The 21,587-nt window shown below is 68.3% G+C and carries 22 protein-coding genes; 17 read left to right on the forward strand and 5 right to left on the reverse strand.

The window, feature by feature from the left end:
• Positions 1–57: 57 nt before the first annotated feature.
• The 10 genes from WKI94_RS02810 (at position 58) to WKI94_RS02855 (ending at position 11,540) form a co-directional block, all read left to right on the forward strand.
• Positions 58–1,584: a cation:proton antiporter family protein gene (locus WKI94_RS02810; protein WP_337844304.1), complete on the forward strand. Its 1,527-nt coding sequence runs from the start codon at positions 58–60 to the stop codon at positions 1,582–1,584.
• Complete coding sequence (locus WKI94_RS02815; RefSeq protein ID WP_337844255.1) at positions 1,553–2,287, forward strand: YebC/PmpR family DNA-binding transcriptional regulator; 735 nt, start codon at positions 1,553–1,555, stop codon at positions 2,285–2,287. The genes WKI94_RS02810 and WKI94_RS02815 overlap by 32 nt, the downstream gene beginning before the upstream one ends.
• 194 nt (positions 2,288–2,481) lie before the next feature.
• Complete coding sequence (locus tag WKI94_RS02820) at positions 2,482–2,736, forward strand: DUF4212 domain-containing protein (protein WP_337844256.1); 255 nt, start codon at positions 2,482–2,484, stop codon at positions 2,734–2,736.
• A gap of 8 nt (positions 2,737–2,744) precedes the next feature.
• Entirely contained in the window at positions 2,745–4,487 is a 1,743-nt protein-coding gene (locus tag WKI94_RS02825) for a sodium:solute symporter family protein (RefSeq protein ID WP_337844257.1), read from the forward strand.
• Positions 4,488–4,551: 64 nt separating this feature from the next.
• Positions 4,552–4,920, forward strand: coding sequence for a hypothetical protein (locus WKI94_RS02830; RefSeq protein ID WP_337844258.1), 369 nt, complete (start codon positions 4,552–4,554; stop codon positions 4,918–4,920).
• Complete coding sequence (locus WKI94_RS02835; protein ID WP_337844259.1) at positions 4,892–6,634, forward strand: putative nucleotidyltransferase substrate binding domain-containing protein; 1,743 nt, start codon at positions 4,892–4,894, stop codon at positions 6,632–6,634. Before WKI94_RS02830 ends, WKI94_RS02835 begins: the two co-directional genes overlap by 29 nt.
• On the forward strand, positions 6,631–6,801 hold the full coding sequence (locus WKI94_RS02840; protein WP_337844260.1) for a hypothetical protein: 171 nt from the start codon (positions 6,631–6,633) through the stop codon (positions 6,799–6,801). The genes WKI94_RS02835 and WKI94_RS02840 overlap by 4 nt, the downstream gene beginning before the upstream one ends.
• Positions 6,798–9,371: an ATP-binding protein gene (locus WKI94_RS02845; RefSeq protein WP_337844261.1), complete on the forward strand. Its 2,574-nt coding sequence runs from the start codon at positions 6,798–6,800 to the stop codon at positions 9,369–9,371. Before WKI94_RS02840 ends, WKI94_RS02845 begins: the two co-directional genes overlap by 4 nt.
• Positions 9,295–9,654 carry a response regulator gene (locus WKI94_RS02850; RefSeq protein WP_337844262.1) on the forward strand — a complete coding sequence of 120 codons (360 nt, stop codon included), beginning with the start codon at positions 9,295–9,297 and terminating at the stop codon, positions 9,652–9,654. The genes WKI94_RS02845 and WKI94_RS02850 overlap by 77 nt, the downstream gene beginning before the upstream one ends.
• Positions 9,651–11,540 carry an exonuclease domain-containing protein gene (locus WKI94_RS02855; RefSeq protein WP_337844263.1) on the forward strand — a complete coding sequence of 630 codons (1,890 nt, stop codon included), beginning with the start codon at positions 9,651–9,653 and terminating at the stop codon, positions 11,538–11,540. The genes WKI94_RS02850 and WKI94_RS02855 overlap by 4 nt, the downstream gene beginning before the upstream one ends.
• Positions 11,541–11,658: 118 nt before the next feature.
• Here WKI94_RS02855 and purD read toward each other — a convergent pair whose 3' ends face one another.
• The 5 genes from purD to WKI94_RS02880 are packed head-to-tail and all read right to left on the reverse strand — an operon-like array spanning position 11,659 to position 16,012.
• Positions 11,659–12,903 (reverse strand): phosphoribosylamine--glycine ligase, encoded by a 1,245-nt coding sequence (purD, locus tag WKI94_RS02860; protein WP_337844264.1) that lies wholly within the window; start codon positions 12,901–12,903, stop codon positions 11,659–11,661.
• The gene (purN, locus tag WKI94_RS02865) at positions 12,900–13,790 is read right to left on the reverse strand and encodes a phosphoribosylglycinamide formyltransferase (protein WP_337844265.1); all 891 of its coding nucleotides are present in this window, start codon (positions 13,788–13,790) and stop codon (positions 12,900–12,902) included. Before purN ends, purD begins: the two co-directional genes overlap by 4 nt.
• Positions 13,787–14,683, reverse strand: coding sequence for an MBL fold metallo-hydrolase (locus WKI94_RS02870; protein WP_337844266.1), 897 nt, complete (start codon positions 14,681–14,683; stop codon positions 13,787–13,789). Before WKI94_RS02870 ends, purN begins: the two co-directional genes overlap by 4 nt.
• Before the next feature lie 3 nt (positions 14,684–14,686).
• Positions 14,687–15,472: a fumarylacetoacetate hydrolase family protein gene (locus WKI94_RS02875; protein WP_337844267.1), complete on the reverse strand. Its 786-nt coding sequence runs from the start codon at positions 15,470–15,472 to the stop codon at positions 14,687–14,689.
• A 9-nt stretch (positions 15,473–15,481) separates the two neighbouring features.
• Positions 15,482–16,012: a glycerol-3-phosphate acyltransferase gene (locus WKI94_RS02880; protein ID WP_337844268.1), complete on the reverse strand. Its 531-nt coding sequence runs from the start codon at positions 16,010–16,012 to the stop codon at positions 15,482–15,484.
• A 91-nt stretch (positions 16,013–16,103) separates the two neighbouring features.
• Between WKI94_RS02880 and WKI94_RS02885 the strand changes: the two genes are divergently transcribed.
• From WKI94_RS02885 to WKI94_RS02915, 7 genes are read left to right on the forward strand one after another with little or no spacing between them, the layout of a single operon-like run.
• Positions 16,104–17,135 (forward strand): substrate-binding domain-containing protein, encoded by a 1,032-nt coding sequence (locus WKI94_RS02885; protein WP_337844269.1) that lies wholly within the window; start codon positions 16,104–16,106, stop codon positions 17,133–17,135.
• Positions 17,125–17,574 (forward strand): YqhA family protein, encoded by a 450-nt coding sequence (locus WKI94_RS02890; protein ID WP_337844270.1) that lies wholly within the window; start codon positions 17,125–17,127, stop codon positions 17,572–17,574. Before WKI94_RS02885 ends, WKI94_RS02890 begins: the two co-directional genes overlap by 11 nt.
• The gene (locus WKI94_RS02895) at positions 17,574–18,239 is read left to right on the forward strand and encodes a hypothetical protein (RefSeq protein WP_337844271.1); all 666 of its coding nucleotides are present in this window, start codon (positions 17,574–17,576) and stop codon (positions 18,237–18,239) included. The genes WKI94_RS02890 and WKI94_RS02895 overlap by 1 nt, the downstream gene beginning before the upstream one ends.
• 10 nt (positions 18,240–18,249) lie before the next feature.
• Positions 18,250–19,368, forward strand: coding sequence for an aminofutalosine synthase MqnE (gene mqnE / locus WKI94_RS02900; RefSeq protein ID WP_337844272.1), 1,119 nt, complete (start codon positions 18,250–18,252; stop codon positions 19,366–19,368).
• Complete coding sequence (locus WKI94_RS02905) at positions 19,365–20,177, forward strand: menaquinone biosynthesis protein (RefSeq protein ID WP_337844273.1); 813 nt, start codon at positions 19,365–19,367, stop codon at positions 20,175–20,177. Before mqnE ends, WKI94_RS02905 begins: the two co-directional genes overlap by 4 nt.
• 59 nt (positions 20,178–20,236) lie before the next feature.
• Positions 20,237–20,773, forward strand: a complete 537-nt coding sequence (locus tag WKI94_RS02910) for a YceI family protein (protein WP_337844274.1) — start codon at positions 20,237–20,239, stop codon at positions 20,771–20,773.
• 3 nt (positions 20,774–20,776) lie between these two features.
• Entirely contained in the window at positions 20,777–21,562 is a 786-nt protein-coding gene (locus tag WKI94_RS02915) for a VOC family protein (protein ID WP_337844275.1), read from the forward strand.
• Positions 21,563–21,587: the final 25 nt, after the last annotated feature.

Here is a 21,587-nt window from a genome sequence, read left to right on the forward strand (position 1 = left end):
GAGCAGGGCCTGCAGAACCTGGGTTACCGTTTCCCTCACTGCTTCCCTCAAGATCATCTGGAGGGTATCCTGATCCATGGGGTACCTCCTCTCCCGTTGGTACCCCCATTCATACACATACCCTTACACATAATTCCTTACACGACCAGCACCCCCTTCTTGCACCAAGCGGCGGAGATCGGGGTTTTGCTCCTCCTCTTCAGCGTGGGGCTCAAGCTCCGGCTCAAGGACCTCCTGGACCCCAGGGTCCTGGGGGTGGGGGGGGTGGAGATCCTCCTCTTCGGCCTCCTGGCTTTCCCCCTCGTCCCCGGCCTCCCCTTGGCCCTAGCCCTGGCCCTGGCCTTTTCCAGCACCGTGCTGGTGGCCAAGGTCCTGGAGGACAAGAAGGAGCTTTCCACCTACCACGGCCGCCTGGCCATCGGCATCCTGGTCCTCCAGGACCTGGTGGCGGTGGGGCTTCTGGCCCTGGGGGGGGAGAAGGCCCCAAGCCCCTTCGCCCTCCTCGTCCTCCTCTTCCCCCTCCTCCGGCGAGGGGTGGTCTGGCTCCTGGAGCGGAGCGGGCACGAGGAGCTTCTGGTCCTCTTCGGCCTCACCCTGGCCCTGGCGGGGGGGGAGGGGTTTAGGGCCCTGGGGCTTTCCCCGGAGCTTGGAGCCCTCCTCCTGGGGGCCCTCCTCTCGGGGCACGAGCGGGGCACGGAGCTTTCCAAAGCCCTTTGGAGCCTGAAGGAGGCCTTTTTGGTGGGGTTTTTCCTGGAAATCGGCCTGCGGGAAGGCCTAGGGGGAGCGGAGGGTGGCTTCCTCCTGGCCCTTTTAGCCCTCGGGCTCCTGAAGGTGCCCCTCTTCTTCGGCCTCCTTCTCTTCTTTGGCCTCCGGGCGCGCACGGCCTTTGTGGCCGGGACCTACCTGGGGAGCTACTCGGAGTTCGCCCTCATCGTGGCCTTGCCCTTGGCGGCGGGCCTGGCCCCGGGCCTCCTCTCCACCCTGGCCCTGGGGGTGGCCTTAAGCATGGCCTTCACCGCCTTCCTCGCCCGCTACGCCCACCCCCTTTACAAGCGGCTGGAACCCTGGCTCCTCCGCCTGGAGCGGAAGGGCCTCCACCCGGACGAGGAGCCCACCCGTCTGGACGGGGCCACCTTCTTAGTGGTGGGCATGGGGCGCACTGGGGGGGCGGTCTACCGGGTGTTGGAGGAGGGGGGGGAAACCCCCGTGGGCCTGGACGCGGACCCCGAGAAGGTGGAGCGGCACCGGGCCAAGGGGCGGCGGGTGCTCTACGGGGACGCGGAGGACCCGGAGCTTTGGGAGAGGTTGGACCTAAGGGGGCTTAAGGGGGTGGTCCTGGCCCTGCCGGACCTCGAGGCCAAGCTCCTCGCCGCCCGCTGGCTGAAGGAACGGGGCTTTAAGGGTCTCGTGGCCGCCACCAGCTTCCACCTGGAGGAGGACCCCCTCTTGGAGGAGGCGGGGGTGGGCCTCGTCTTCCACCCCTTCCGGGAGGCCGGGGAGAGGCTGGCGGAAAAGGTGTTGGAGGCCACGGCTATAATGAATGGGGTGAGCTATGGCCGGTCACAGCAAATGGGCTCAGATTAAGCGCAAGAAAGCCGCCAACGACCTGAAGCGTGGCAAGATCATTTCCAAGCACCTCCGGGCCATCCAGGCCGCGGCCCGCGCGGGGGGAAGCCCCTACCCCGAGGCCAACGTCCAGCTCCGAAACGCCATCGAGGCCGCCCGGGCCGACGACGTGCCCATGGAAAACATTGAGCGCCTCCTGCAGAAGCTCCAAGGGGGTGGGGAAGGCGGCGAGCAGTACGAGGAGATCGTCTACGAGGGCTACGCCCCTGGGGGGGTGGCCCTTCTGGTCTACGCCCTCACGGACAACCGCAACCGCACCGCGGGGGAGGTGCGCCACGTCTTCGGCAAGTACGGGGGCTCCCTGGGGGCCTCGGGGAGCGTGGCCTGGCAGTTTGAACGCAAGGGGGTCATCGTGACGGAGAACACCGAGGCTGCCCAGGAGGCCGCCATTGAGCTAGGGGCCTTGGACCTGGAGGAGGAAGGGGAAACCCTCACCATCTACACCGAGCCCGGGGAAGCCTACCGCATCGCCGAGGGCTTAAAGGGAAGAGGGATCCGGGTGGAGGCGGTGGAGGTGGTCCAACACCCCCAAAACACCGTGGCCCTCTCCCCCGAGGAGGCGGCCAAGGTCTTGAGGCTGGTGGAGGCCCTGGAGGACCTAGACGACGTGCAAAACGTCTACACCAATCTGGACCCTGCCTCCTTACAGGTGGAGGCCTAGCCCATCTGGGCGAAGGGGGGTGCCCTTGGGCGCCCCCCTTTCAGCGTTTAGAAACCCCACCTTTAGCGCATAGCGAAAAAACCTCCTTTTCTTGACAGCGCCCTCACCGCTCTCTAAGATGGCCCCCACCAAACCGGAGAAATCCCTCTTTCTCCATCCCTGGCTTCTTCCGGTTTGGAAAGGGAGGGAGGCATATGGAAGGGACGAGGTTGGTGGAGTACTGGAAGAAAAACGTGGCCCTTATCCGCAACCTGCTCATCGTGTGGGCCTTGGTCTCTTACGTCTTGGGCATCCTCCTGGCGGAACCCCTCTCCGGTGTTCGCCTCGGAAGCCTGCCCCTCGGCTTCTGGTTCGCCCAGCAGGGGAGCATCTACATCTTCGTAATCCTCATCTTCTACTACGCTTGGCGCATGGACCAGCTGGACCGTGAACACCACGTGCACGAGTGAGGTGAACCATGAGCGTTGAAACCTGGACCTATTTCTTCGTAGGGCTCACCTTCGCACTTTACCTCTACATCGGCTACCTTTCCCGGGTTCGGGAAACCGCGGGGTTTTACGTGGCCGGCCGCGGGGTGCCGGCCATCGCCAACGGTGCCGCCACCGCCGCCGACTGGATGAGCGCCGCCAGCTTCATCTCCATGGCGGGCCTCATTTCCACCATGGGCTACGACGGGGCGGTTTACCTCATGGGCTGGACGGGAGGGTACGTCCTCCTGGCCCTCCTCCTCGCCCCCTATCTCAGGAAGTACGGCAAGTACACGGTACCCGACTTCATCGGGGACCGCTACTACTCCCACACCGCTCGGGCGGTGGCAGCCATCGCCACCATCTTTATTTCCCTCACCTACGTGGCCGGACAGATGCGGGGCGTGGGCATCGTGTTCAGCCGCTTCCTCCAAGTGGACATCGCCACCGGGGTCATCATCGGCATGGTAGTGGTGGCCTTCTTCGCAGTCCTAGGCGGGATGAAGGGAATCACCTGGACCCAGGTGGCCCAGTACACGGTGCTGATCATCGCCTACATCATCCCTGCCATCGCCATCGCCAACCTGCTCACGGGGAATCCCATCCCCCAGCTGGCCTTTACCTTCAGCGACCTGGTTCCCCGCCTGAACCAGATCCAGGTGGACCTGGGCTTCACCGAGTACACCAAGCCCTTCCAGGGGAAGCCCATGATTGACATCCTGGCCATCACCCTGGCCCTCATGGTGGGCACCGCCGGCCTGCCCCACGTGATCATCCGTTTTTACACCGTGCCCAGTGTGCGCTCTGCGCGGTACTCCGCAGGCTGGGCTCTGCTCTTCATCGCCTTGCTCTACACCACCGCCCCCGCCCTGGCCGCCTTCGCCCGCTACAACCTCATCACTACCCTCCACGGCAAAACCTTGGAGGAGGTGCGGCAGATTGACTGGGTGGTCAAGTGGGAAAAAACCAAACTCCTGGCGTTCGTGGACAAGGACGGGGACGGCAAGGTCACCGTAGCCCCGGGCCGGGCTTTCGCAGTTAAAAGCGGCCGCCCCGACTTCAACACCCCCGATGAGAAGAGCAAAAACGAGGTCCACCTGGACAACGACATCGTGGTCCTCTCCACCCCAGAGGTGGCCCGGCTGGCGCCCTTCGTGATCGCCTTGGTGGCAGCCGGAGGTCTGGCAGCGGCGCTCTCCACGGCCTCCGGCCTCCTCCTGGCCATGTCCAGCGCCATCGCCCACGATGTGTACTACCGCATCCTGAATCCCCAGGCCAGCGAGGCCCAGCGCCTCCTGGTGGGCCGGATCATGATCCTCCTGGCGGTGATCCTGGCAGGGTACTTCGGCATCAATCCCCCCGGCTTCGTGGCCCAGGTGGTGGCCTTCGCCTTCGGCCTCGCAGCCAGTAGCCTCTTCCCCGCTATCCTCCTGGGCATCTTTGACAAGCGCATGAACCGGGAGGGGGCCATCGCCGGCATCCTCACGGGCCTCATCTTCACCGCGGCGATGATCGGCATGATGAGGGCTCCCCAGATCTTCGGGGCTCCCGCCCCCGTGATCAAGGACCTCTTTGGCATCAGCGCGGAGGGCGTGGGGGTGATTGGTATGATACTCAACTTCGTGGTGGCCTACGTGGTCTCCCGCATGACCCCCCCACCGCCCCAGGAGGTGCAGAACCTGGTGGAGTCCATCCGCATTCCCAAAGGGGCGGGCGCTGCCGCGGAACACTAAGCCCAAAGGGGGGAGGGGCCTAACCTAAAGGTTCCTCCCCCCGTATGCTGGTTTTAACAGCGCCATGCATCCCCTCCATCTGCTCCTCTACGTCCGGGCCTACCTCAAGGGCCTTTTGGGCCTTTACCTCTTCTACCTGGGGGGGCACTTCCTCCTGGGTTTCCCCTTCCCGTACCCCCGGGACCTCCTGCATCTGGCCCTAGGCACCCTGGTGGGGTTCGGGCTCGGCCTCCTTTACCACCGGATCTGGCCCCTCCCGCCCAAGCAGGGCCTGGAGCGGGTGGTGCGGCTTTTCGTCCTCCTCCCTCCGGCCTTCATGCTGGGCATCGGCTTGGTCGTCCTCCTCCAGGCCCAGGTGGCCCTCCACTTCATCGTCCCCCTCCTGGCCTGGCTGACCCCGGACCATGGAGCTCAGGCGCGTTCCACCCCTTGACGTCCTGCCCGAGGAAGCCCTGGAGCGCCTCGAGGCCCAGGGGGAACGGGTGGCCTACCCCGGGGGAAGCGAGATCCTGGTCCAAGGGGGGGAACCCGCCCGCCACCTCTACCTGGTGGTCCGGGGACAGGTGGCCCTAAAGGATGGGGAGCGCCCGGTGGAGGTGCTGGGACCGGGGCGGTTTTTCGGCTTCCCTTCCCTCCTCCTAGGAGAGCCCCCGGCCCTAGGGGTGGAGGCCCTGGAGGCGGTGGAGGTCCTCCGCTGGCCCAAGGAGGTCTTCTTCTGGCTCCTCACCTTCCCCAAGGCCGCCCGCTTCTTCGTGGAGGGGCTGGGGGAAAGGACCAGGCTCCAGGGGCTTAGGGCAAGCCTTTTCACCCCCATCGGGCGGCTTGTGCGCCGACCCCCCCTCTTCATCGCCCCCAGCGCCACGGTGGAGGAGGCCGCCCGGAAGATGGCCCAAGAAGGGGTTTCCAGCCTCCTGGTGGAGGGGGAGCCTTTGGGCATCCTTACGGACCGGGACCTGAGGAACCGGGTCCTGGCCCAGGGCCGCCCCCCCTCCACCCCCGTGGGGGCGGTGGCCACCCGGCCCCTCTTCGCCCTGCCCGCGGACACCCCCCTCTACGAGGCCCTGGCGGCCATGGTGGAGCGGGGAATCCACCACCTGGTCCTCCGGGAAGGGGAGCGGGTGGTGGGGGTGGTAACCCACACCAACCTCCTCCCCAGCATGGAAAACCCCCTGGTCCTCCTAAGGAAGGTAGAGCGGCTGGAGCTTTCCCGCTACGCGGAGGAGGTGGCCCGGCTGGTGGGGCACCTCTTCCGGGGAGGGGTTGCCCCCTGGGACATCGGCCGGGTGGTGGCGGGGCTAAACGACGCCCTCATCAAGCGGCTCCTGAAGGAAGGGGAGACCCGCCTGGGCCCACCCCCCGTGCCCTACAGCTTTATGGTTTTCGGCTCAGAGGGGCGGCGGGAGCAGGCCCTGCTCACCGACCAGGACAACGCCCTGGTCCTGGCGGAGGAGGGACACGAGGCCTACTTCGCCCCCCTGGCCGAAGCGGTGGTCGGGGGGCTTATCCAGGCGGGCATCCCCGAGTGCAAGGGGGGGTACATGGCCACCCGTTGGCGGATGCCCCTCAAGGAGTGGGTGGAGACCTTCCAGCGCTGGATGGAGGCCCCGGAGCCCCAGGCCCTCCTGGAGACCCAGATCTTCTTTGACCTGCGCCCGGTGGGGGGAAGCCTCTCCTTAGAGCCCCTAGAGGCGGCCATCCTCCAGGGGGCCAAGCGGGGGGTGTTCCTCTACCACCTGGCCCAGGCCGCCCTGGAGTTCCGCCCCCCCCTGGGGCTTCTGGGACGGGTGCGGACGGAAGGGGGTTTTATAGACCTGAAGCGGCATGCCCTGGCCCCCATTGTGGCCCTGGCCCGCCTCTACGCCCTCATGGCGGGAAGCCTCGCCAAGGGCACCGGGGAGCGGCTTAGGGCCGCGGCCCAAAGGGGCATCTTGAGCCCAGAAGGGGCGGAAAGGCTGGAGGAGGCCTTCGGCTTCTTCTTTGGGCTCCGTCTTAGGGCTCAGCTCCAGGCCCTGGAGGAAGGGAAGCCTCCCGAAAACCGCGTGCGCTGGGATGCCCTTTCGCCAGGGGAAAGGAGGCGGGCGTTGGAGGGCTTCCGGGCCATCCAAGAGGTGCAGGAGAGCACCGCCATCCGGTTCCAGCTCCGATGAGGACGCGAAGCGTTTTCCTTTTCCTCCTGGGGAGTTTCCTCTTCAGCCTGCCCTTCCCCCTCCTTTTCAGCCTCGAGGGCCCCTTGGGCCTTCCTTCCTTCTACCTCTACCTCTTCCTGGCCTGGGGGGCGCTCATCCTACTCCTCTACCTGGGGGCGCGGCGATGAGCGGGGTTCTTTTGGGCCTCCTCCTTTACCTGGCCCTCCTCTTCCTGGTGGCCCTCCTGGGGGAGGGGCGGGGGCGGGCCCTGGTGCGGAGCCCCTGGACCTACGCCCTTTCCCTGGCGGTCTACGCCACCGCCTGGACCTTTTTCGGGAGCGTGGGGCGGGCGGCCACGGAGGGGGCCACCTTCCTGCCCATCTACCTGGGGCCCACCCTGGTCCTGGCCCTTTGGCCCTTCCTCCACCTGAAGCTCCTCCGGCTCGCCCGGACCTACCGCCTCACCTCCTGGGCCGACCTCCTCTCCGTGCGCTACGGCCGGGACCCCCTCCTGGGGGCCTTGGTGGCGGGGTTTTTGGTGGTGGGCCTCCTGCCTTACCTGGCCCTGCAGCTCAAGGCCATCGCCCAGGGGTTCTTGTACCTGGAGGGGGAAACCCGCCCCCTGGGGGACGTGGCCCTGGGGGTGGCCCTGAGCCTGGCCCTCTTCGCCATCCTCTTCGGCACCCGCCGCCTGGACCCCTCGGAAAGGCACGAGGGGCTGGTCCTGGCGGTGGCCTTTGAGTCGGCGGTGAAGCTCCTCGCCTTCCTCCTGGTAGGGGGGTGGGTGCTCCTCCGGCTTGGAAACCCCTTCCCCGAGGCCCTGGCCCGGCCCGAGCTCCACCCCCTCCTCCTCCCCCCTGAGGGGCTTTCCGGCCACCTGGCCTGGGTGAGCCTCACCCTCCTTTCCGGCCTGGCCTTCCTCTTTCTACCCCGGCAGTTCCACATGGCGGTGGTGGAGAACCAGAACGAGGGCCACCTCCCCCACGCGGCCTGGGCCTTCCCCCTCTACCTCCTCCTCATCAACCTCCCCGTGCTCCCCCTGGCCCTCTGGGGGCGGCTTCGCCTCGAGGCCCCTCCTGACCTCTACGTCCTGGCCCTGCCTCTTTCCCTGAGGAACGAGGCCCTGGCCTTCCTGGCCTTTTTGGGCGGGGTTTCCGCGGCCACGGCCATGGTCATCGTGGAAACCCTAGCCCTTTCCGTCATGGTCTCCAACCACCTCCTCTCCCCCTTCCTCCTCCGTTACCGGGCCTTGGGAAGCCTCCTCTTCTGGCGGCGGGCCTCCATCCTCCTCATCCTCCTCCTGGGCTACCTCTACTTCCGGCTGGCGGGGGAGGCCTACGCCCTGGTGGCCATGGGCCTCATCTCCTTCGCGGCCGTGGCCCAGCTGGCCCCCGCGGGGTTACTGGGCCTCTACTGGACGGGGAGCACAAGACAAGGGGCCTTGGCGGGGCTTCTTGGGGGGATAGGCGTCTGGGCCTACACCCTCTTCCTCCCCGCCCTGGCCCGCTCCGGCTGGCTCCCCGAGGCCTTCCTCCAAGGCCCCCACCCCCTCCTCCGCCCCGAAGGGCTTTTGGGCCTCAAGGACCTGGATCCCGTAACCCACGGCTTCCTGGCAAGCCTCACGGTCAACCTGGCCCTGCACCTCCTCTTCTCCCACCTCACCCGCCCCCAGGCGGAGGAGGCCCGGGAGGCCCAGGCCTTCGCCCAGGGGACGCCGGCCCTTTCCCGACTGGGAAAGGCGGAGGAGCTTGCGGAGCTTTTGGGAAGGGTATTGGGCCCGGAGGCTGGGCGGGGCTTTCTGGAAGAAGCCCAGAAGCTAGGGGAGGGTCCGGAGCTCGCCGCCCGGGCAGAGGCCCTCCTGGCGGGGGCGGTGGGGCCCGCCACCGCCCGCCTCCTCCTCCTTTCCGTGACCCAGGAAGCCCCCCTCGAGGCCGTGGCCGAGGCTGCCCAGGAGTCCCAAGCGGTCCGGGCCTACGCCAAGGCCCTGGAGGAGGCGCGGGCGGAGCTTGCCGAGGCCTACCAGCGCCTTAAAGCCATGGACCGGATGAAGGACGAGTTCCTGGCCGCGGTGGCCCACGAGCTTCGCACCCCCCTGGCCGCGGCCCGGGCCCTGGTGGAGATCCTGGAGGAGCACAAGGACCTCCCCGAGGAAGAGCGGGCCCGGTTCACCGCCCTGGTGCGCAAGGAGATGGAGCGCCTTTCCCGGCTGGTGGAGGGGGTCTTGGAGCTTTCCCGCCTAGAGGCCCTCCCCCTCTGTCGGGAACGGGTGGACCTGAAAGCCTTGGCGGAGGAGGTCTTAGCCCTGGTGGCCCCCCTGGCCCAGGAGAGGGGGGTGGCCCTCTTGGGGAGGCTGGAGGACCTCGCCGCCGAAGCCGACCGGGACCGGCTCCTCCAGGTCCTCCTAAACCTCCTTTCCAACGCCCTCCGCCACGCTGAGAAGGAGGTCCGGCTTACCCTGAAAAGGGAGGGGAAGGAGGCCCTTTTCCTGGTGGAGGACGACGGACCGGGGCTTGGAAAGGAGGAGGTGGAACGGGTCTTTGAACCCTTCCAAAGCGGGGCCGGAGGACTTGGCCTGGGGCTCACCCTGGCCCGGCGCATGGTGGAGGCTATGGGCGGAAGGATCTGGGCGGAGGCGGGGCCCGGAGGGCGCTTCGCCTTCGCCCTGCCCTTGGAGGTGGAAGATGCGGGTTCTCTTGGTGGACGACGAGGAGAGCATCCTGGTGCCCCTGGAGTTCCTCCTCAAGAAGGGGGGGCATGAGGTGGTGTTGGCGCGCACGGGGGAGGAGGCCCTAAGGGCCCTGGAGGAAGGAGGCTTTGCCCTGGTGGTCCTGGACCTGATGCTCCCGGGCTTGGACGGGTTTGCGGTCCTGGAAGCCTTGAGGGAAAAGCCCTCGAGGCCCAAGGTCCTGGTCCTCACCGCCAGGGGCCGGGAGGCGGACCGGGCCAAGGCCATGGCCCTGGGAGCGGAGGCCTTCATGACCAAGCCCTTCAGCACCCGGGCCCTGATGGAAGAGGTGCGGAGGCTGTTGGGAGAGGGATGAGGGCGGGCGACCTCTTCCGTTTCCTGGGAGCCCTCCTGGTGGGGACCGCCCTGCTTGGGGGAACCCTGGCCCTGGGGTTCTTCCTCCTCCTCCAGGAGGAGCCTGGGCTCCAGGAGGCCCTCCTCCGGCTGGCCCAGGCCAAGGCCCCCCTGCTCCTTTTGGTGGGCCTCCTCTTCCTGGGGGCCCTGGCCCTCCTCCTCCGCCCCCTCTTCCTGGGCTACCTGGCCGCGGCCCGGGCCCTGGGGCAGGAGGGGACGGTCCTCCTCACGAACCCCGGGCACCGCCTGAAGCTAAGGGGGCCCTTGGAACTCCAGGCCCTGGCGGACCTCATCAACCGCCTGGCGGAGGAAAAGGAAAGGCTCCTCCGGGAAGCCGAGGCCCGGGCCAAGGAGGCCAAAGCCCTCCTGGAGGAAGAGCGGGAGAAGCTGGCCGCCCTCATCGGCCATCTGCCCCAGGGGGTGGTGGTGGCCAACGCCCGGGGGCAGGTCCTCCTCTATAACCCCGCGGCCCGGGCGCTTCTAGGGGAAGGGCTTGGGGCTGGGAAGAGCCTCTTTGGGTTGCTGGACCGGGCCCTTCTGGTCCACGCCCTGGCCCTGCCGGGGGAGCGCTTCCTGGCCCAGGGGCCCAAGGGGGCCCTAAGGCTCCAGGCCCTGGCCCTGGAGGAAGGGTTTTTGCTCCTCCTCGCGCCCGAGGAGGGAGGGGCCACGCTCCCTGCAGACCTCCTCTTCCGCCTGAAGGACAAGGCGGCGGGGCTCAAGGCCCTGGTGGAGGCCCTGGAGGGGGAAGCCCCCGAGGCCCTGACCCCCCTTTTAAAGGCGGCCCGCACCGCCGCGGAGGAGGTGGCGGGGCTGGCGGAGGCCCTCACCCCTCCCCCCCAGGCGGAGGAGGTGCTTTCGGAAGACCTCCTCCGCCTCCTCTCGGAGGCCATAGAGCGGGGCCTGGGCTACGCCCCGGGGCAGTCCCTGGCCGAGGAGGCCCGGGGGCTATTGGTGCGGGTGGACACCTTCGCCCTGGCCCGGGGGCTTGTGGAGGGCCTGAAGCCCCTAGGAGAGGCGGTCTGGCTCCGGGGGGAGGCCATGGGGGGGCTTTTCCGCCTCGAGGTCCTGGCCGAGGAAGCCCCCACCCCCACCCCCCTCCTGCAGAAGGCGGTGGGGGAGGCAGGGGGGAGCCTCTGGCGGGAGGGAGGCCGCCTGGTCCTCCTCCTTCCCGCCCGCCCCGTGCCCAAGAGGGCGCGGGAGGCGGGGCCACCCCCCCGGGCGGAGGTCTTTGATCTAAGCCTCCTCCAAGCCCCCAAGGCCCTGGAGGAAGCCCCCCTGGAAGGCCTCCTCTACACGGCCTTTGACCTGGAAACCACAGGGCTTGACCCCAAGGGGGATGCCATCGTCGCCATCGGGGCGGTGCACCTCCTGGGTGGGCGGGTCCTCAAGGGGGAAACCTTTGAGGCCCTCCTGGACCCGGGCCGGCCCATCCCCAAGGCCTCCACCGAGGTGCACGGCCTCACCTGGGAGATGCTTAAGGGCAAGCCCAGGCTGGAAGCGGTCCTCCCCACCTTCCTCGCCTTCATAGAGGAAACCGTCCTGGTGGCCCACAACGGGGCCTTTGACATGGCCTTCCTCCGGCAGGCGGGGGTGGAAAGGACCCCCCTAGTGGATACCCTCCTCCTCTCCCACCTCCTCTTCCCCGACCTGGAGGACCACCGCCTCGAGGCCCTGGCGGAGCGGTTCGGGGTGCCCGTCCTGGGGCGGCACACCGCCTTGGGGGACGCCCTCATGACCGCGGAGGTCTTCGCCAAGATGATACCCCTCCTCCGGCAAAGGGGGTACGAAACCCTAGGGGCCGTGCTTTCGGCCTGTGCCGGGCTTCCCCTAGCCCGGCTGAGGTACTGAAGCGCTTCACCTTCCCCTGCCGGGCAGGCCTCCAACCGGGAAGCCAAAGGGCCACCCGGCCTTCCAGCCAAACCCGGACCCGCCGGATAGCGGACTCCCGGCCCGGACCGCCCCCAGCCTACCGCCGCCGGGCCCGGGCCCCGATGTCCCGCCGGTAGACCGCCCCGGGGAAGCCGATCTGGGGGATGAAGCCGTAGGCCCTCTCCAAGGCCTCCTCCAGGGTGGCCCCCAGGCCCACCACGTTGAGGACCCGCCCCCCCGCGCTCACCAGCCTCTCCCCCTCCCTCCGGGTCCCCGCGTGGAAGAGGAGGACCCCTTCTGGGGGCTCGGGGAGGTGGAGGGGGATGCCCTTCCTGGGGCTTTCCGGGTAGCCCGGGGCCGCCAGGACCACGCAGGCCGAGGCCCCCGCTTTCCAGCGGAGCTCCGCCCCAGCAAGCCGCCCCTCGGCCACCCTTAGGGCCAGCTCCACCAGGTCGCTTTCCAAAAGGGGCAGGAGGGCCTGGGCCTCAGGGTCGCCGAAGCGGGCGTTGAACTCCAGGACCTTGGGGCCCTCCTTGGTGAGCATGAGGCCGGCGTAGACCACCCCTCGGTAGTCCACCCCCTCCGCCTTTAAGCCCCTGAGGAGGGGCCTAAGGATCCTTTCCTCCACCGCCTCGAGGGTGGCGGGGTCCAGGGGGTAGGGGGCCACGGCCCCCATCCCCCCGGTCATGGGGCCCTGGTCCCCATCCAGAAGGCGCTTGTGGTCCTGGGAGGGGAGGAGGGGAAGGATGGCCTTTCCATCGGTGAGGGCCAACACCGTGGCCTCCTCCCCCTCCAGGTACTCCTCGATCACCACCTCCCCCCCCTCGGCCCGGTTCAGGATGTTGGCCACGGCCTGCTTGGCGGTGTGCAGGTCAAAGGCCACCGTGACCCCCTTCCCCGCGGCCAGGCCCGAGTCCTTCACCACGATGGGCGCCCCCACCTCCTCCAGGTACTCCAGGGCCAGAAGGGGGTCCTGGAAGGTGCGGTGGCGGGCGGTGGGGATGCCGTAGCGCTCCATGAGGGCCTTGGCAAAGGCCTTGGAGCCCTCAATCATGGCCGCTTTCTGCGTGGGGCCGAAAACCCTTAGGCCCCGCTCCGAGAAGGCATCGGCGATCCCCTCCACCAGGGGGGCCTCCGGGCCCACCAGGGTGAGGTCTATCCCCTCCCCTAGGGCCCAGTCCGCCAAGGCCTCCACCTCTCCGCTCCAGGGGATGAGCTCGGCCAGCTCCGCCATCCCCGCGTTGCCGGGGGCCGCGTAGAGCCTTTCCACCAGGGGGCTTTGGGCCGCCTTCCAAAGGAGGGCGTGCTCCCGCCCCCCTAAACCCACCACCAGGACCTTCATAAGGGGGATTCTACCCGGAAGAGGGCCTCCTCCACCGCCCGCCTCACCTCCTCGGGGAGCCCCCTGAGCTCCTCCCGGAGGAGGGGGTCGTCCTCGGCCACGAGCCGGGCGAAGAGGAAGGCCCCTTGGGCCCAGGGGCCTCCCCTGCCCAGGAAGGCCTGCGGGGCCAGGCGGGCCTTCCCGGCCCAAAGGAGAAACCCCAGGGCCAGGAGGTGGAAGGGGCGTGCCTTTAAGGGAAGGGCCTGGAAACGGGCCCAGGCCGCCTCTCCCACAAGGGCCCTTACCCCCTCACCGGGCGGGAAGCCGTAGCCCAGGAGGACCAGGCGGAGGGCCTTGGGGTAGAGGCGGTATTCCCGCTTGAGAACCCGGGCCTCGAGGGCCTCCGGGGTGTCGGTGGGCAGGACAGGCACCCGGGCCTGGAGGAGGATGGGGCCGGTGTCCATCCCCCGGTCCACGAAGTGCACCGTGCTCCCCGTCCAGGCCTCCCCCGCCTCCAGGACCCGCCGGTGGACCTCTAAGCCCGGGTAGTCGGGGAGGAGGGAGGGGTGGAGGTTCAGGAGGCGGCCGTACCAGGGGTCCACGAACCGGGGGGAGAGGAGGCGCATGAAGCCCGCCAGGGCCACCAGGTCTATGCCCCTCGCCTCCAGAAGGGCCAGGGCCCCCTCCTCAAAGGCCCGCCGTCCCCGCCAGGGGAGGGCCACCGCCTCCACGCCCCTCGCCTCAGCCCGCCTTAGGGCCAGGGCCTCGGGGTTGTCCGAGAGGACCAGGACCACCTCCCCCAGGGGATGACCCTGGGGGAAGGCAGCCATGAGGGCCTCCAGGTTCGTCCCCCGCCCAGAGGCCAAGACGGCGATGCGGGCCGGCCGTCCTAGGGGAAAAGGGGTCATAGGGCCTCGGGGTGGTGCTTCTGCCAGTAGCGCACGAGGCCCTGGAGGTTCATGTAGGGGGGGTCGGCGAGCTCGTAGAGCCGGGCCAAGGGCCCCTCCACCCCCCCCGCCTCCAGGTCCTGCCGCCAATAGGCCTCAAACTCCGGGGTGAGGCCCTGGGGGTCCTTCCCCTCCTTGAGCCGGGCCAGGACCCAGCCCGCCCAGGCCTCAAGCCTGGCCCGTAGGGCCTCCAGGTGGGCCTCCACGTCCCCGTAAGGGCCAAAGTGGGTGAGGTAGAGGACCCCCGGGCGGAGGGCAAGGAGGCGGTCTATGGAGGCGTACCAGCTTTCCAGGTGGATGTCGGGGGGCGGGGTGGGGGGGAGGACGGGCCCTGGGGCGATGCGCACCCCGGCGATGTCCCCCGAGAAGACCGCCTCCCCCACCCGGTAGGCGTGGTGGTGGACGGCGTGGCCCAGGGTCTCCAAGGCCTGGACCCTAACCCCGCCGATCCCCACCTCCTCCCCGTCCCCTAGGGCCCGGATCCTCCCCTCGGGGATAGGCCGGACCTCCCCCCAGAGGGGTTTCAGGAGGTCCCCGTAGATCCTTTCCGCGGAGGCGAGGAGCCTCGAGGGGTCGGCGAGGTGCGGGGCCCCCTTGGGGTGGACGTAGACCGTGGCCCCAAGCTCGGCGAAGCGCCAGGCGGCCCCCGCATGGTCCAGGTGGATGTGGGTGACGAAGACGTGGCGCACCTCCTCCGGGGCCACGCCCTCGCGCCCCAAGGCCTCCACCAGGGCGGGGAAGGCGCTTTCGGGTCCGGTCTCAACCAGGACGGGCCCCGCCTCCGTCTTCAAGAGGAAGCTCGCAATGACCCGCTCCACCCCTTGGAAGCGGCAGTCCAGCACCCGGATCTCCATGGCCTACCCCTCCCTGGGCCCGATGACGCTGAAGAGGGTCCCGATGCCCTCCACCCCCACCTCGAGGCGGTCCCCAGGGCTTAAGGCCCCCACCCCCTCGGGGGTGCCGGTAAGGACCACGTCCAAAGGCTCCAGGGTCATGAAGGAGGAAATGTACGAGAGGATCTCCGCCACGGTGAAGATCATGGCCGAGGTGGGGGCCTCCTGGCGGAGCTCCCCGTTTACCCAGGTACGCACCCAGGTGGCCTGGGGGGCCAGGTCCGTCTCAATCCAGGGCCCCAAGGGCAGAAACTTGTCCGCGCTTTTGGCCCGGACCCACTGGAGGTCCCTCTTCTGCACGTCCCGCGCGGTGATGTCTATGCCGATGGTGTAGCCCAGCACGTGGTCCAGGGCCTTCTCTGGGGGAACGTTGCGCATCCGGTCCCCGATGACCACCGCAAGCTCCCCCTCGTAGTGGAGCTCCTCCGTGAAGGCGGGGTAGGGCACGGGCTCCGCACTCCCCCAAGGGTCCCGGGGGTTCCCGGGGCGGGCCAGGGTGTTGGGGGCCTTGAGGAAGAGGCCCGGCTCCTTGGGGAGGTCGTGGCCGAAATCGTACCCCATCTCCCGGATGTGCTCCCGGTAGTTCCGCCCCACGCAGACGATCTTGCTGGGGGTGGCCGGAGGAAGGAGGGTAACCGAGGCCAGATCGTACCGCCGGCCCGTGGGGTTGCCCCCGGGGGCATCCGTCTCCAGAACGATTTCCCCTTCCAGGATACCCCAGCGCCCTTCGTTAAAGCGGAGGATCTTCATGGCCCTAAGCTACCACCTGCCCTTTAGGATTTCCAAACCCCGAAGGAGGACCACCCCCGCCACCAAAAGGGCCCCCAGCTTGCCCAGAGGGGGCAGGAGGAGAAGGAGGGCCAGGTAGCCGAAGACAGCCCCGAAGGGGATGGGGTAGATCCCCCGACGCTTCCGCCACCAAAGGAGGTGGTAGGCCCCGGCCACCAAGAGGGCGAGGACTACCCCCAGGAGGGCCTCCCGGGGGTACCAGGGCAGAAAGTAGCCCAAGGAGGGGGCAATCCCCCCACCCCCCCGGAAGCGGAAGAAGAGGGGCCAGGTGTGCCCCGCCACCAAGGCCGCCCCCGCGTAGGGGCGGAGGGGTTCGGGGATGAGGAGGAGGGCCAAGGCCCCTTTCCCCACGTCCCAAAGCGCCACCCAGAGGGCCGCCAGGGGGCCTTTTTGGCGGAAGACCCCAGACCCCCCGGGTAGGTCCTTCCCCCGCACCTCGGGGAAGAAGAGAAGCCCCCCCACCAAGGAACCCAGGAGGTAAGCGAGGAGGAGGTAGCCCATAGGGCCATTCTGCCAGGGGACTGGCGGAAAAGAGGGCAAGGCCCTATCCTGAGAACGTGGAAGTTTCCATGAAGGGCTTCCACCCCCTGCCATGAAGCGGAAACCCACCATCCACGAGGTGGCCGAGCGGGCAGGGGTGGGCATCGGCACCGTGAGCCGGGTGCTGAACAACCACCCCGCCGTGCGGCCCGAAACCCGGGCCCGGGTGCTCAAGGCCATGGAGGAGCTGGGCTACACCCCTAACCCCCACGCCCGCAGGATCGCGGGGGGGAGGAGCTACACCGTTTCCGTCCTCCTCCCCTTCGTGGCCACGGAGTTTTATCGGAGGCTTCTGGAGGGCCTGGAGAGCGTCCTTCTGGAAAAGCGCTACGACCTCGCCCTCTTCCCCATCCTCTCCTTAGCCCGCCTGGAGCGCTACCTCCAAAGCTCCACCCTGGCCTACCTCACGGATGGCCTCATCCTGGCCTCCTACGACCTCTCCGAGCGCTTTGAAGGGGGGCGCCTCCCCACCGACCGGCCCGTGGTCCTGGTGGACGCCAGGAACCCCCGCTACGACTCCGTCTACCTGGACAACCACCTAGGCGGGCGGATGGCGGGGGAGTACCTGGCCCGCTTCCCCGGGGCCATCTTCGCCATCAAGGTGGAGGAGGAGCCCGACCGCGTCTTCCGCCACACCGTCTTCAGCGAGCGCATGGCAGGCTTCCGGGAGGCCCTCCTGGAGGCGGGCCGCCCCTTCCCCGAAGACCACCTCTACGTTACCCGGCTTTCCCCGGAAGGGGGCAGGCTCGCCCTGCGCTACTTCCTGGAAAAGGCCTCCCCACCCATCAACGTCTTCGCGGGGGCGGACCAGGTGGCCTTGGGGGTCCTGGAGGAGGCCCAGCGCCTGGGCCTCACCCCGGGGAAGGAGGTGCGGGTCCTGGGCTACGACGGCCACCCCTTTACCGAGGAGCTCGGGCTTTCCACTGTGGCCCAACCCGTGGAGGCCATGGGGGCCCGGGCGGCCCAGCTCCTTTTGGAAAGGATGCAGGGCTACACAGGGCCTCCCAGGCAGGTGCGCTTTGAACCCATGCTCATAGAACGCCCCTCCACCGCCTCCCCCAAGGAGGCCCCCTATGTCCCCTAGGCTCCGCTGGGAGACCCTGGCCCACCTGGCCCGCTGGAGCATGCTTCTCCCCGTGGCGGGCCTCCTTTTGGGGGCGCTGTACTTCGCCTACCACGCCCTAAGGGAGGTCCTCCTGGCCCTGGGGCTTGGCCTCGAGGCCGCCCTTCCCAAGCTGGTGGGGGCGGTGGACCTGGCCCTTTTGGCCGCGGTCTTCCTCCTTTTCGGCCTGGGCCTTTTTGAGCTCTTCTTGAGGAAGCTGGACCTCCCCCTGGAAAACGTCCTGGCGGTGGAAAGCCTCTCCGACCTCAAGGAAAAGCTGGGCCAGGTGGTGGTGATGATCCTGGTGGTGAAGTTCTTTGAAAAGGCCCTGGCCTTTAAGCCCGAAGGCGCCCTGGACTTCCTCCTCTTCGCCGCCGGCGTGGCCCTCCTGGCCCTGGCCCTCTGGCTTACCCGCAAGTAGTGCTCCTCTACCTGGATCAGAACTACGCCAGCCGCATGGCCAAGCACCTCCTGGGCCAAAGGGGGCACGAGGCCTTTGGCCGCCTCTTCCTGGCCCTAAGGGGGAAGGCCCTCGCCCCCCCAAGCCCCTTCCACGTGCTGGAGACCCTCCACCCGGTGCGGGGGCCCAAGGAGAAGGCGGGCTACCTCCTCCCCGCCCTGGAGGAGGTCTTCTCTACCCTTTCCGATGGCTACTGGGTGCGCCCCTGGGAGGAGATCGCCAAAAGGCAGGAACGAGGGCTTTACCGGGAGGACTTCCTCTGGCGGGGGGGGAGCTGGGAGGACCCTGCGGACCTCTCCCCCTTCCAGGGCTTCTTAGAAGGCCTCCCCCCTCTTCCCGAGAAGGCCCTCGAGGCCTGGGTGCAGGAAGAGATCAGGCGGCGCACCGGGCTTAAGGAGGTCCCCTTCGTAAGGCTCCTCGCCCGCCTCGTGGCCCAAAGCCGCAAGGACCCCCGCCGCAAGCCCCGCCCCTCGGACCTCTTGGACTTCGTCATGGCGGCCACGGTCCACCCCTACGTGGACCTCCTCCTCACGGACCGCTACCTGAAAAACCTCCTCCAGGAAAGGGTGGTGGGGGGAAGGAAAAAGGAGGTGGAAGCCCTAGCCCTCCGCCTTGGGGGGGAGTAGACTCGGGGGGATGAAGGGCATCCAGGACCCCCGCCTCGTCCCCATCGCCGAGAAGATCCTCGCGGGCGAGCGGGTGAGCTTTGAGGAAGGCCTCGTCCTTTACGAGACCAAGGACCTCCCCACCCTGATGCGCCTCGCTAACTGGGTGCGGGAGAGGAAGCACGGGCACAAGACCTACTTCGTCCACTCCATCCGGGTTTCCCAGACCAACATCTGCTACGTGGGGTGCACCTTCTGCGCCTTCCAGCGCCGCTTTGGGGAGGAAGGGGCTTGGGACTGGGAGGTGGAGGAGGTCATAGCCTGGATCAAGGCCCGGTATCAGCCCGGGCTTACGGAGATCCACCTCACCGCGGGCCACCACCCCAAAAGGCCCTTCCAGTACTACCTGGCCCTGATGCGGGGCCTAAAGGAGAACTTCCCCGGGGCCCAGGTGAAGGCCTGGACCGCGGCGGAGATCCACCACTTCTCCAAGATCGCCCGCCTGCCCTACAAGGAGGTGCTCCAGGCCCTGAAGGAGGCGGGCCTGGACGCCATGCCGGGGGGCGGGGCGGAGATCTTCGCCGAACGGGTGCGGCGGAGGATCGCCCGGGCCAAGGTGAGCGCGGAGGGGTGGCTGGAGGTGCACCGCACGGCCCACGCCTTGGGCATCCCCACCAACGCCACCATGCTCTACGGGCACATAGAGACCCTGGAGGAGCGCCTGGACCACATGGAGCGCCTAAGGCGGCTCCAGGACGAGACCGGGGGCTTCATGAGCTTCATCCCCTTGGCCTTCCAGCCCGACGGGAACCAGCTGGCCCGGGAACTCGGGAAAAGGACCTTCACCACCGGGGTAGACGACCTCAGGAACCTGGCCGTGGCCCGCATCTACCTGGACAACTTCCCCCACATCAAGGGCTACTGGGCCACCCTGACCCCGGAACTGGCCCAGGTCTCCCTGGACTGGGGGGTGACGGACATAGACGGCACCCTAATTGAGGAAAGGATCGTCCACATGGCGGGCAGCCCTACCCCCGAGGGCCTCACCAAGGAGGCCCTGGCCCGCATCATCCGGAGAGCAGGCCGCATCCCCGTGGAGCGGGACGCCCTCTACCGGGAGATCCGGGTCTGGGACGCCGTGGAAGCATGAGTTTCCGCCTGGGCTTCCCGCCCTACGCCAACGTGGCCCCCCTGGTGCGCTTTTTGGAAGGGGAAGGCCTCGAGGTGGTCCACGCCCCCCCCACCGCCCTAAACCGCCTCCTCCTGGAGGGGAAAATCGGCCTCTCCCTAGCCTCCAGCGTCTTCTACCTCACCCACCAGGAGGCCTTGGGCCTCCTCCCCGACTTCTCCGTGGCCGTTTTGGGCCCCGTGTACTCCGTGAACCTTTTCCACAAGAAACCCCTCCCGGAGCTCCGCCGGGTGGCCCTCACCACGGAGAGCGCCACCAGCGTGGCCCTCCTGAAGCTCCTCCTCAAGGAGGCGGGCGCAAGGCCCGAGTACCGGCGGGAAGAGGGGGGGCTTGAGCTTCTAGAGGCCTACGACGGCGTCCTCCTCATTGGGGACCGGGCCATCCAGGCCTACGCGGGGCTCCTACCAAGCCTCCCCGAAACCCCCCACGAACTCCCCAGCGCCTTCAGAGGCCTTAAGGTGACGGACCTGGCCATGGCCTGGTTCCGCCGCACCCGCCTCCCCTTCGTCTTCGCCGTCTGGGCCTACCGCCTGGAGGACCCGCCCCCCAAGGGGGTGGTCCAGGCCTTAAGGCGGGCGCGGCGGAAGGGCCTGGCCCGGCTGGGGGAGGTGGCCCGGGGGGAGGCGGAGCGCCTTAGGGTCCACCCCGCCCTCCTGGAGCACTACCTCTGGAACTTCCGCTACCACCTGGAAGCGCCGGACCGGCTGGGGCTTGAAGCCTTCGCAGAGGCCCTGGGGCTTCCTTTTGGGCCGCACTTCTACAGCGCTTGACTTTTAAAAGCGCTTGCGATAATATAGCAACTGGCCTGAGGGCCAGAAAGGGGGATCCCATGCGTTGGAACCTGGACCCAGCCCACACCAGCGTGGAGTTTGCGGTGCGCCATATGATGATCGCCACCGTCAAGGGCACCCTGAACCTCAAGGAGGGCTACGTGGAGGCGGACGAGGCGGGTAGGCCCCTCAAGGTGGAGGCCCGCCTGGACGCGCGGAGCATCCACACCGGGGTGGCCGACCGGGACAACCACCTCCGCTCCCCCGACTTCCTGGACGCGGAGAACCACCCCGAGATCGTCTTCCAAAGCGCGTCCATCACCCCCCTAGGGGAAGGGCGCTACCGGGTGGAGGGCACCCTCACCATCCGGGGGGTGACGCAGCCCGTCGCCTTTGAGGTGGAAACCCATGGCCCCGCCAAGGACCCCTGGGGCAACGAGCGCATGGCCGCCCATTTTGAAGGGAAGCTGAACCGTAAGGACTTCGGCCTCACCTGGAACATGGCCCTGGAGACAGGAGGCTTCTTGGTGAGCGACGAGGTGCGTTTCAGCGTGGACACTCAGGCGGTCCGGGCGAAGGAGGCCGTGGCGGGCTAGGCCATGGGCTTTCCCCTCAGGCTCCAGGACCTCACCCTCAGGGTGGGGGCCCTGGAGCCCATGCTGGCCTTTTACCGGGACCTCCTGGGCCTCCGCCTCGAGGCCAACCCCCCCCGCTACCGCCTCTACCCCGAGGGGGGGGCTTTCAGCCTCTTCCTCCTCCACCACCCCGAGGCCCCCTTGAGGCCCTACCCCAGCGTGGGCCTCTACCACTTCGCCCTCCTCCTCCCTAGCCGCACGGCCCTGGCGGGGGTCTTCCGCAGGCTTTTGCAAGGGGGGGCCCACTTTGAGGGGGCGGCGGACCACGGGGTCTCCGAGGCCCTTTACTTCCGCGACCCCGAGGGGAACGGCCTCGAGGTCTACCGGGACCGGCCGGAAGGGGCATGGCCCAAAGGCCCCCTGATGTTCACCGCGCCCCTGGACCTGGAGGGGCTCCTCGCGGAAACCCCCCACCCCACCCCCCTACCCCCCGGGACCCGCCTCGGCCACCTCCACCTGCACGTGGAACGCCTGGAGGAAGCGGAGGCCTTCTTTTCCGGCAGGCTGGGCATGGCCGTGACCCTTCGCACCTACCCCGAGGCCCTCTTCTTTGCCTGGGACGGCTACCACCACCACGTGGGGGCCAACACCTGGGCGGGCGAGCGGAAAGCCCCGGAAGGGGCCACGGGCCTCCTCGGCTACACCCTCCTCGCCCCCAAGGGGGTGTCCCCAGGGCGCCTCCTGGACCCCGCGGGGGCCTGGGCGGAACGCCTACCAGATGGGGCCGAGCTCCAGGACCAACCCCGGTAGCTCGGGGTCTAGGGCAAGCCGGGCG

The organism is Thermus sp. (genome assembly GCF_037444525.1).
Classification (GTDB): domain Bacteria; phylum Deinococcota; class Deinococci; order Deinococcales; family Thermaceae; genus Thermus.

Coding starts and splice junctions, on each gene's coding strand:
- WKI94_RS02835 (WP_337844259.1), top strand. CDS start 4,892: ATGGAGCTCAGGCGCGTTCCACCCCTTGACGTCCTGCCCGAGGAAGCC.
- WKI94_RS02855 (WP_337844263.1), top strand. CDS start 9,651: ATGAGGGCGGGCGACCTCTTCCGTTTCCTGGGAGCCCTCCTGGTGGGG.
- WKI94_RS02820 (WP_337844256.1), top strand. CDS start 2,482: ATGGAAGGGACGAGGTTGGTGGAGTACTGGAAGAAAAACGTGGCCCTT.
- WKI94_RS02850 (WP_337844262.1), top strand. CDS start 9,295: ATGCGGGTTCTCTTGGTGGACGACGAGGAGAGCATCCTGGTGCCCCTG.
- WKI94_RS02830 (WP_337844258.1), top strand. CDS start 4,552: ATGCATCCCCTCCATCTGCTCCTCTACGTCCGGGCCTACCTCAAGGGC.
- WKI94_RS02880 (WP_337844268.1), bottom strand. CDS start 16,012: ATGGGCTACCTCCTCCTCGCTTACCTCCTGGGTTCCTTGGTGGGGGGG.
- WKI94_RS02885 (WP_337844269.1), top strand. CDS start 16,104: ATGAAGCGGAAACCCACCATCCACGAGGTGGCCGAGCGGGCAGGGGTG.
- WKI94_RS02915 (WP_337844275.1), top strand. CDS start 20,777: ATGGGCTTTCCCCTCAGGCTCCAGGACCTCACCCTCAGGGTGGGGGCC.
- WKI94_RS02910 (WP_337844274.1), top strand. CDS start 20,237: ATGCGTTGGAACCTGGACCCAGCCCACACCAGCGTGGAGTTTGCGGTG.
- WKI94_RS02840 (WP_337844260.1), top strand. CDS start 6,631: ATGAGGACGCGAAGCGTTTTCCTTTTCCTCCTGGGGAGTTTCCTCTTC.
- purD (WP_337844264.1), bottom strand. CDS start 12,903: ATGAAGGTCCTGGTGGTGGGTTTAGGGGGGCGGGAGCACGCCCTCCTT.
- WKI94_RS02815 (WP_337844255.1), top strand. CDS start 1,553: ATGGCCGGTCACAGCAAATGGGCTCAGATTAAGCGCAAGAAAGCCGCC.
- WKI94_RS02890 (WP_337844270.1), top strand. CDS start 17,125: ATGTCCCCTAGGCTCCGCTGGGAGACCCTGGCCCACCTGGCCCGCTGG.
- WKI94_RS02870 (WP_337844266.1), bottom strand. CDS start 14,683: ATGGAGATCCGGGTGCTGGACTGCCGCTTCCAAGGGGTGGAGCGGGTC.
- WKI94_RS02875 (WP_337844267.1), bottom strand. CDS start 15,472: ATGAAGATCCTCCGCTTTAACGAAGGGCGCTGGGGTATCCTGGAAGGG.
- purN (WP_337844265.1), bottom strand. CDS start 13,790: ATGACCCCTTTTCCCCTAGGACGGCCGGCCCGCATCGCCGTCTTGGCC.
- WKI94_RS02905 (WP_337844273.1), top strand. CDS start 19,365: ATGAGTTTCCGCCTGGGCTTCCCGCCCTACGCCAACGTGGCCCCCCTG.
- mqnE (WP_337844272.1), top strand. CDS start 18,250: ATGAAGGGCATCCAGGACCCCCGCCTCGTCCCCATCGCCGAGAAGATC.
- WKI94_RS02845 (WP_337844261.1), top strand. CDS start 6,798: ATGAGCGGGGTTCTTTTGGGCCTCCTCCTTTACCTGGCCCTCCTCTTC.
- WKI94_RS02825 (WP_337844257.1), top strand. CDS start 2,745: ATGAGCGTTGAAACCTGGACCTATTTCTTCGTAGGGCTCACCTTCGCA.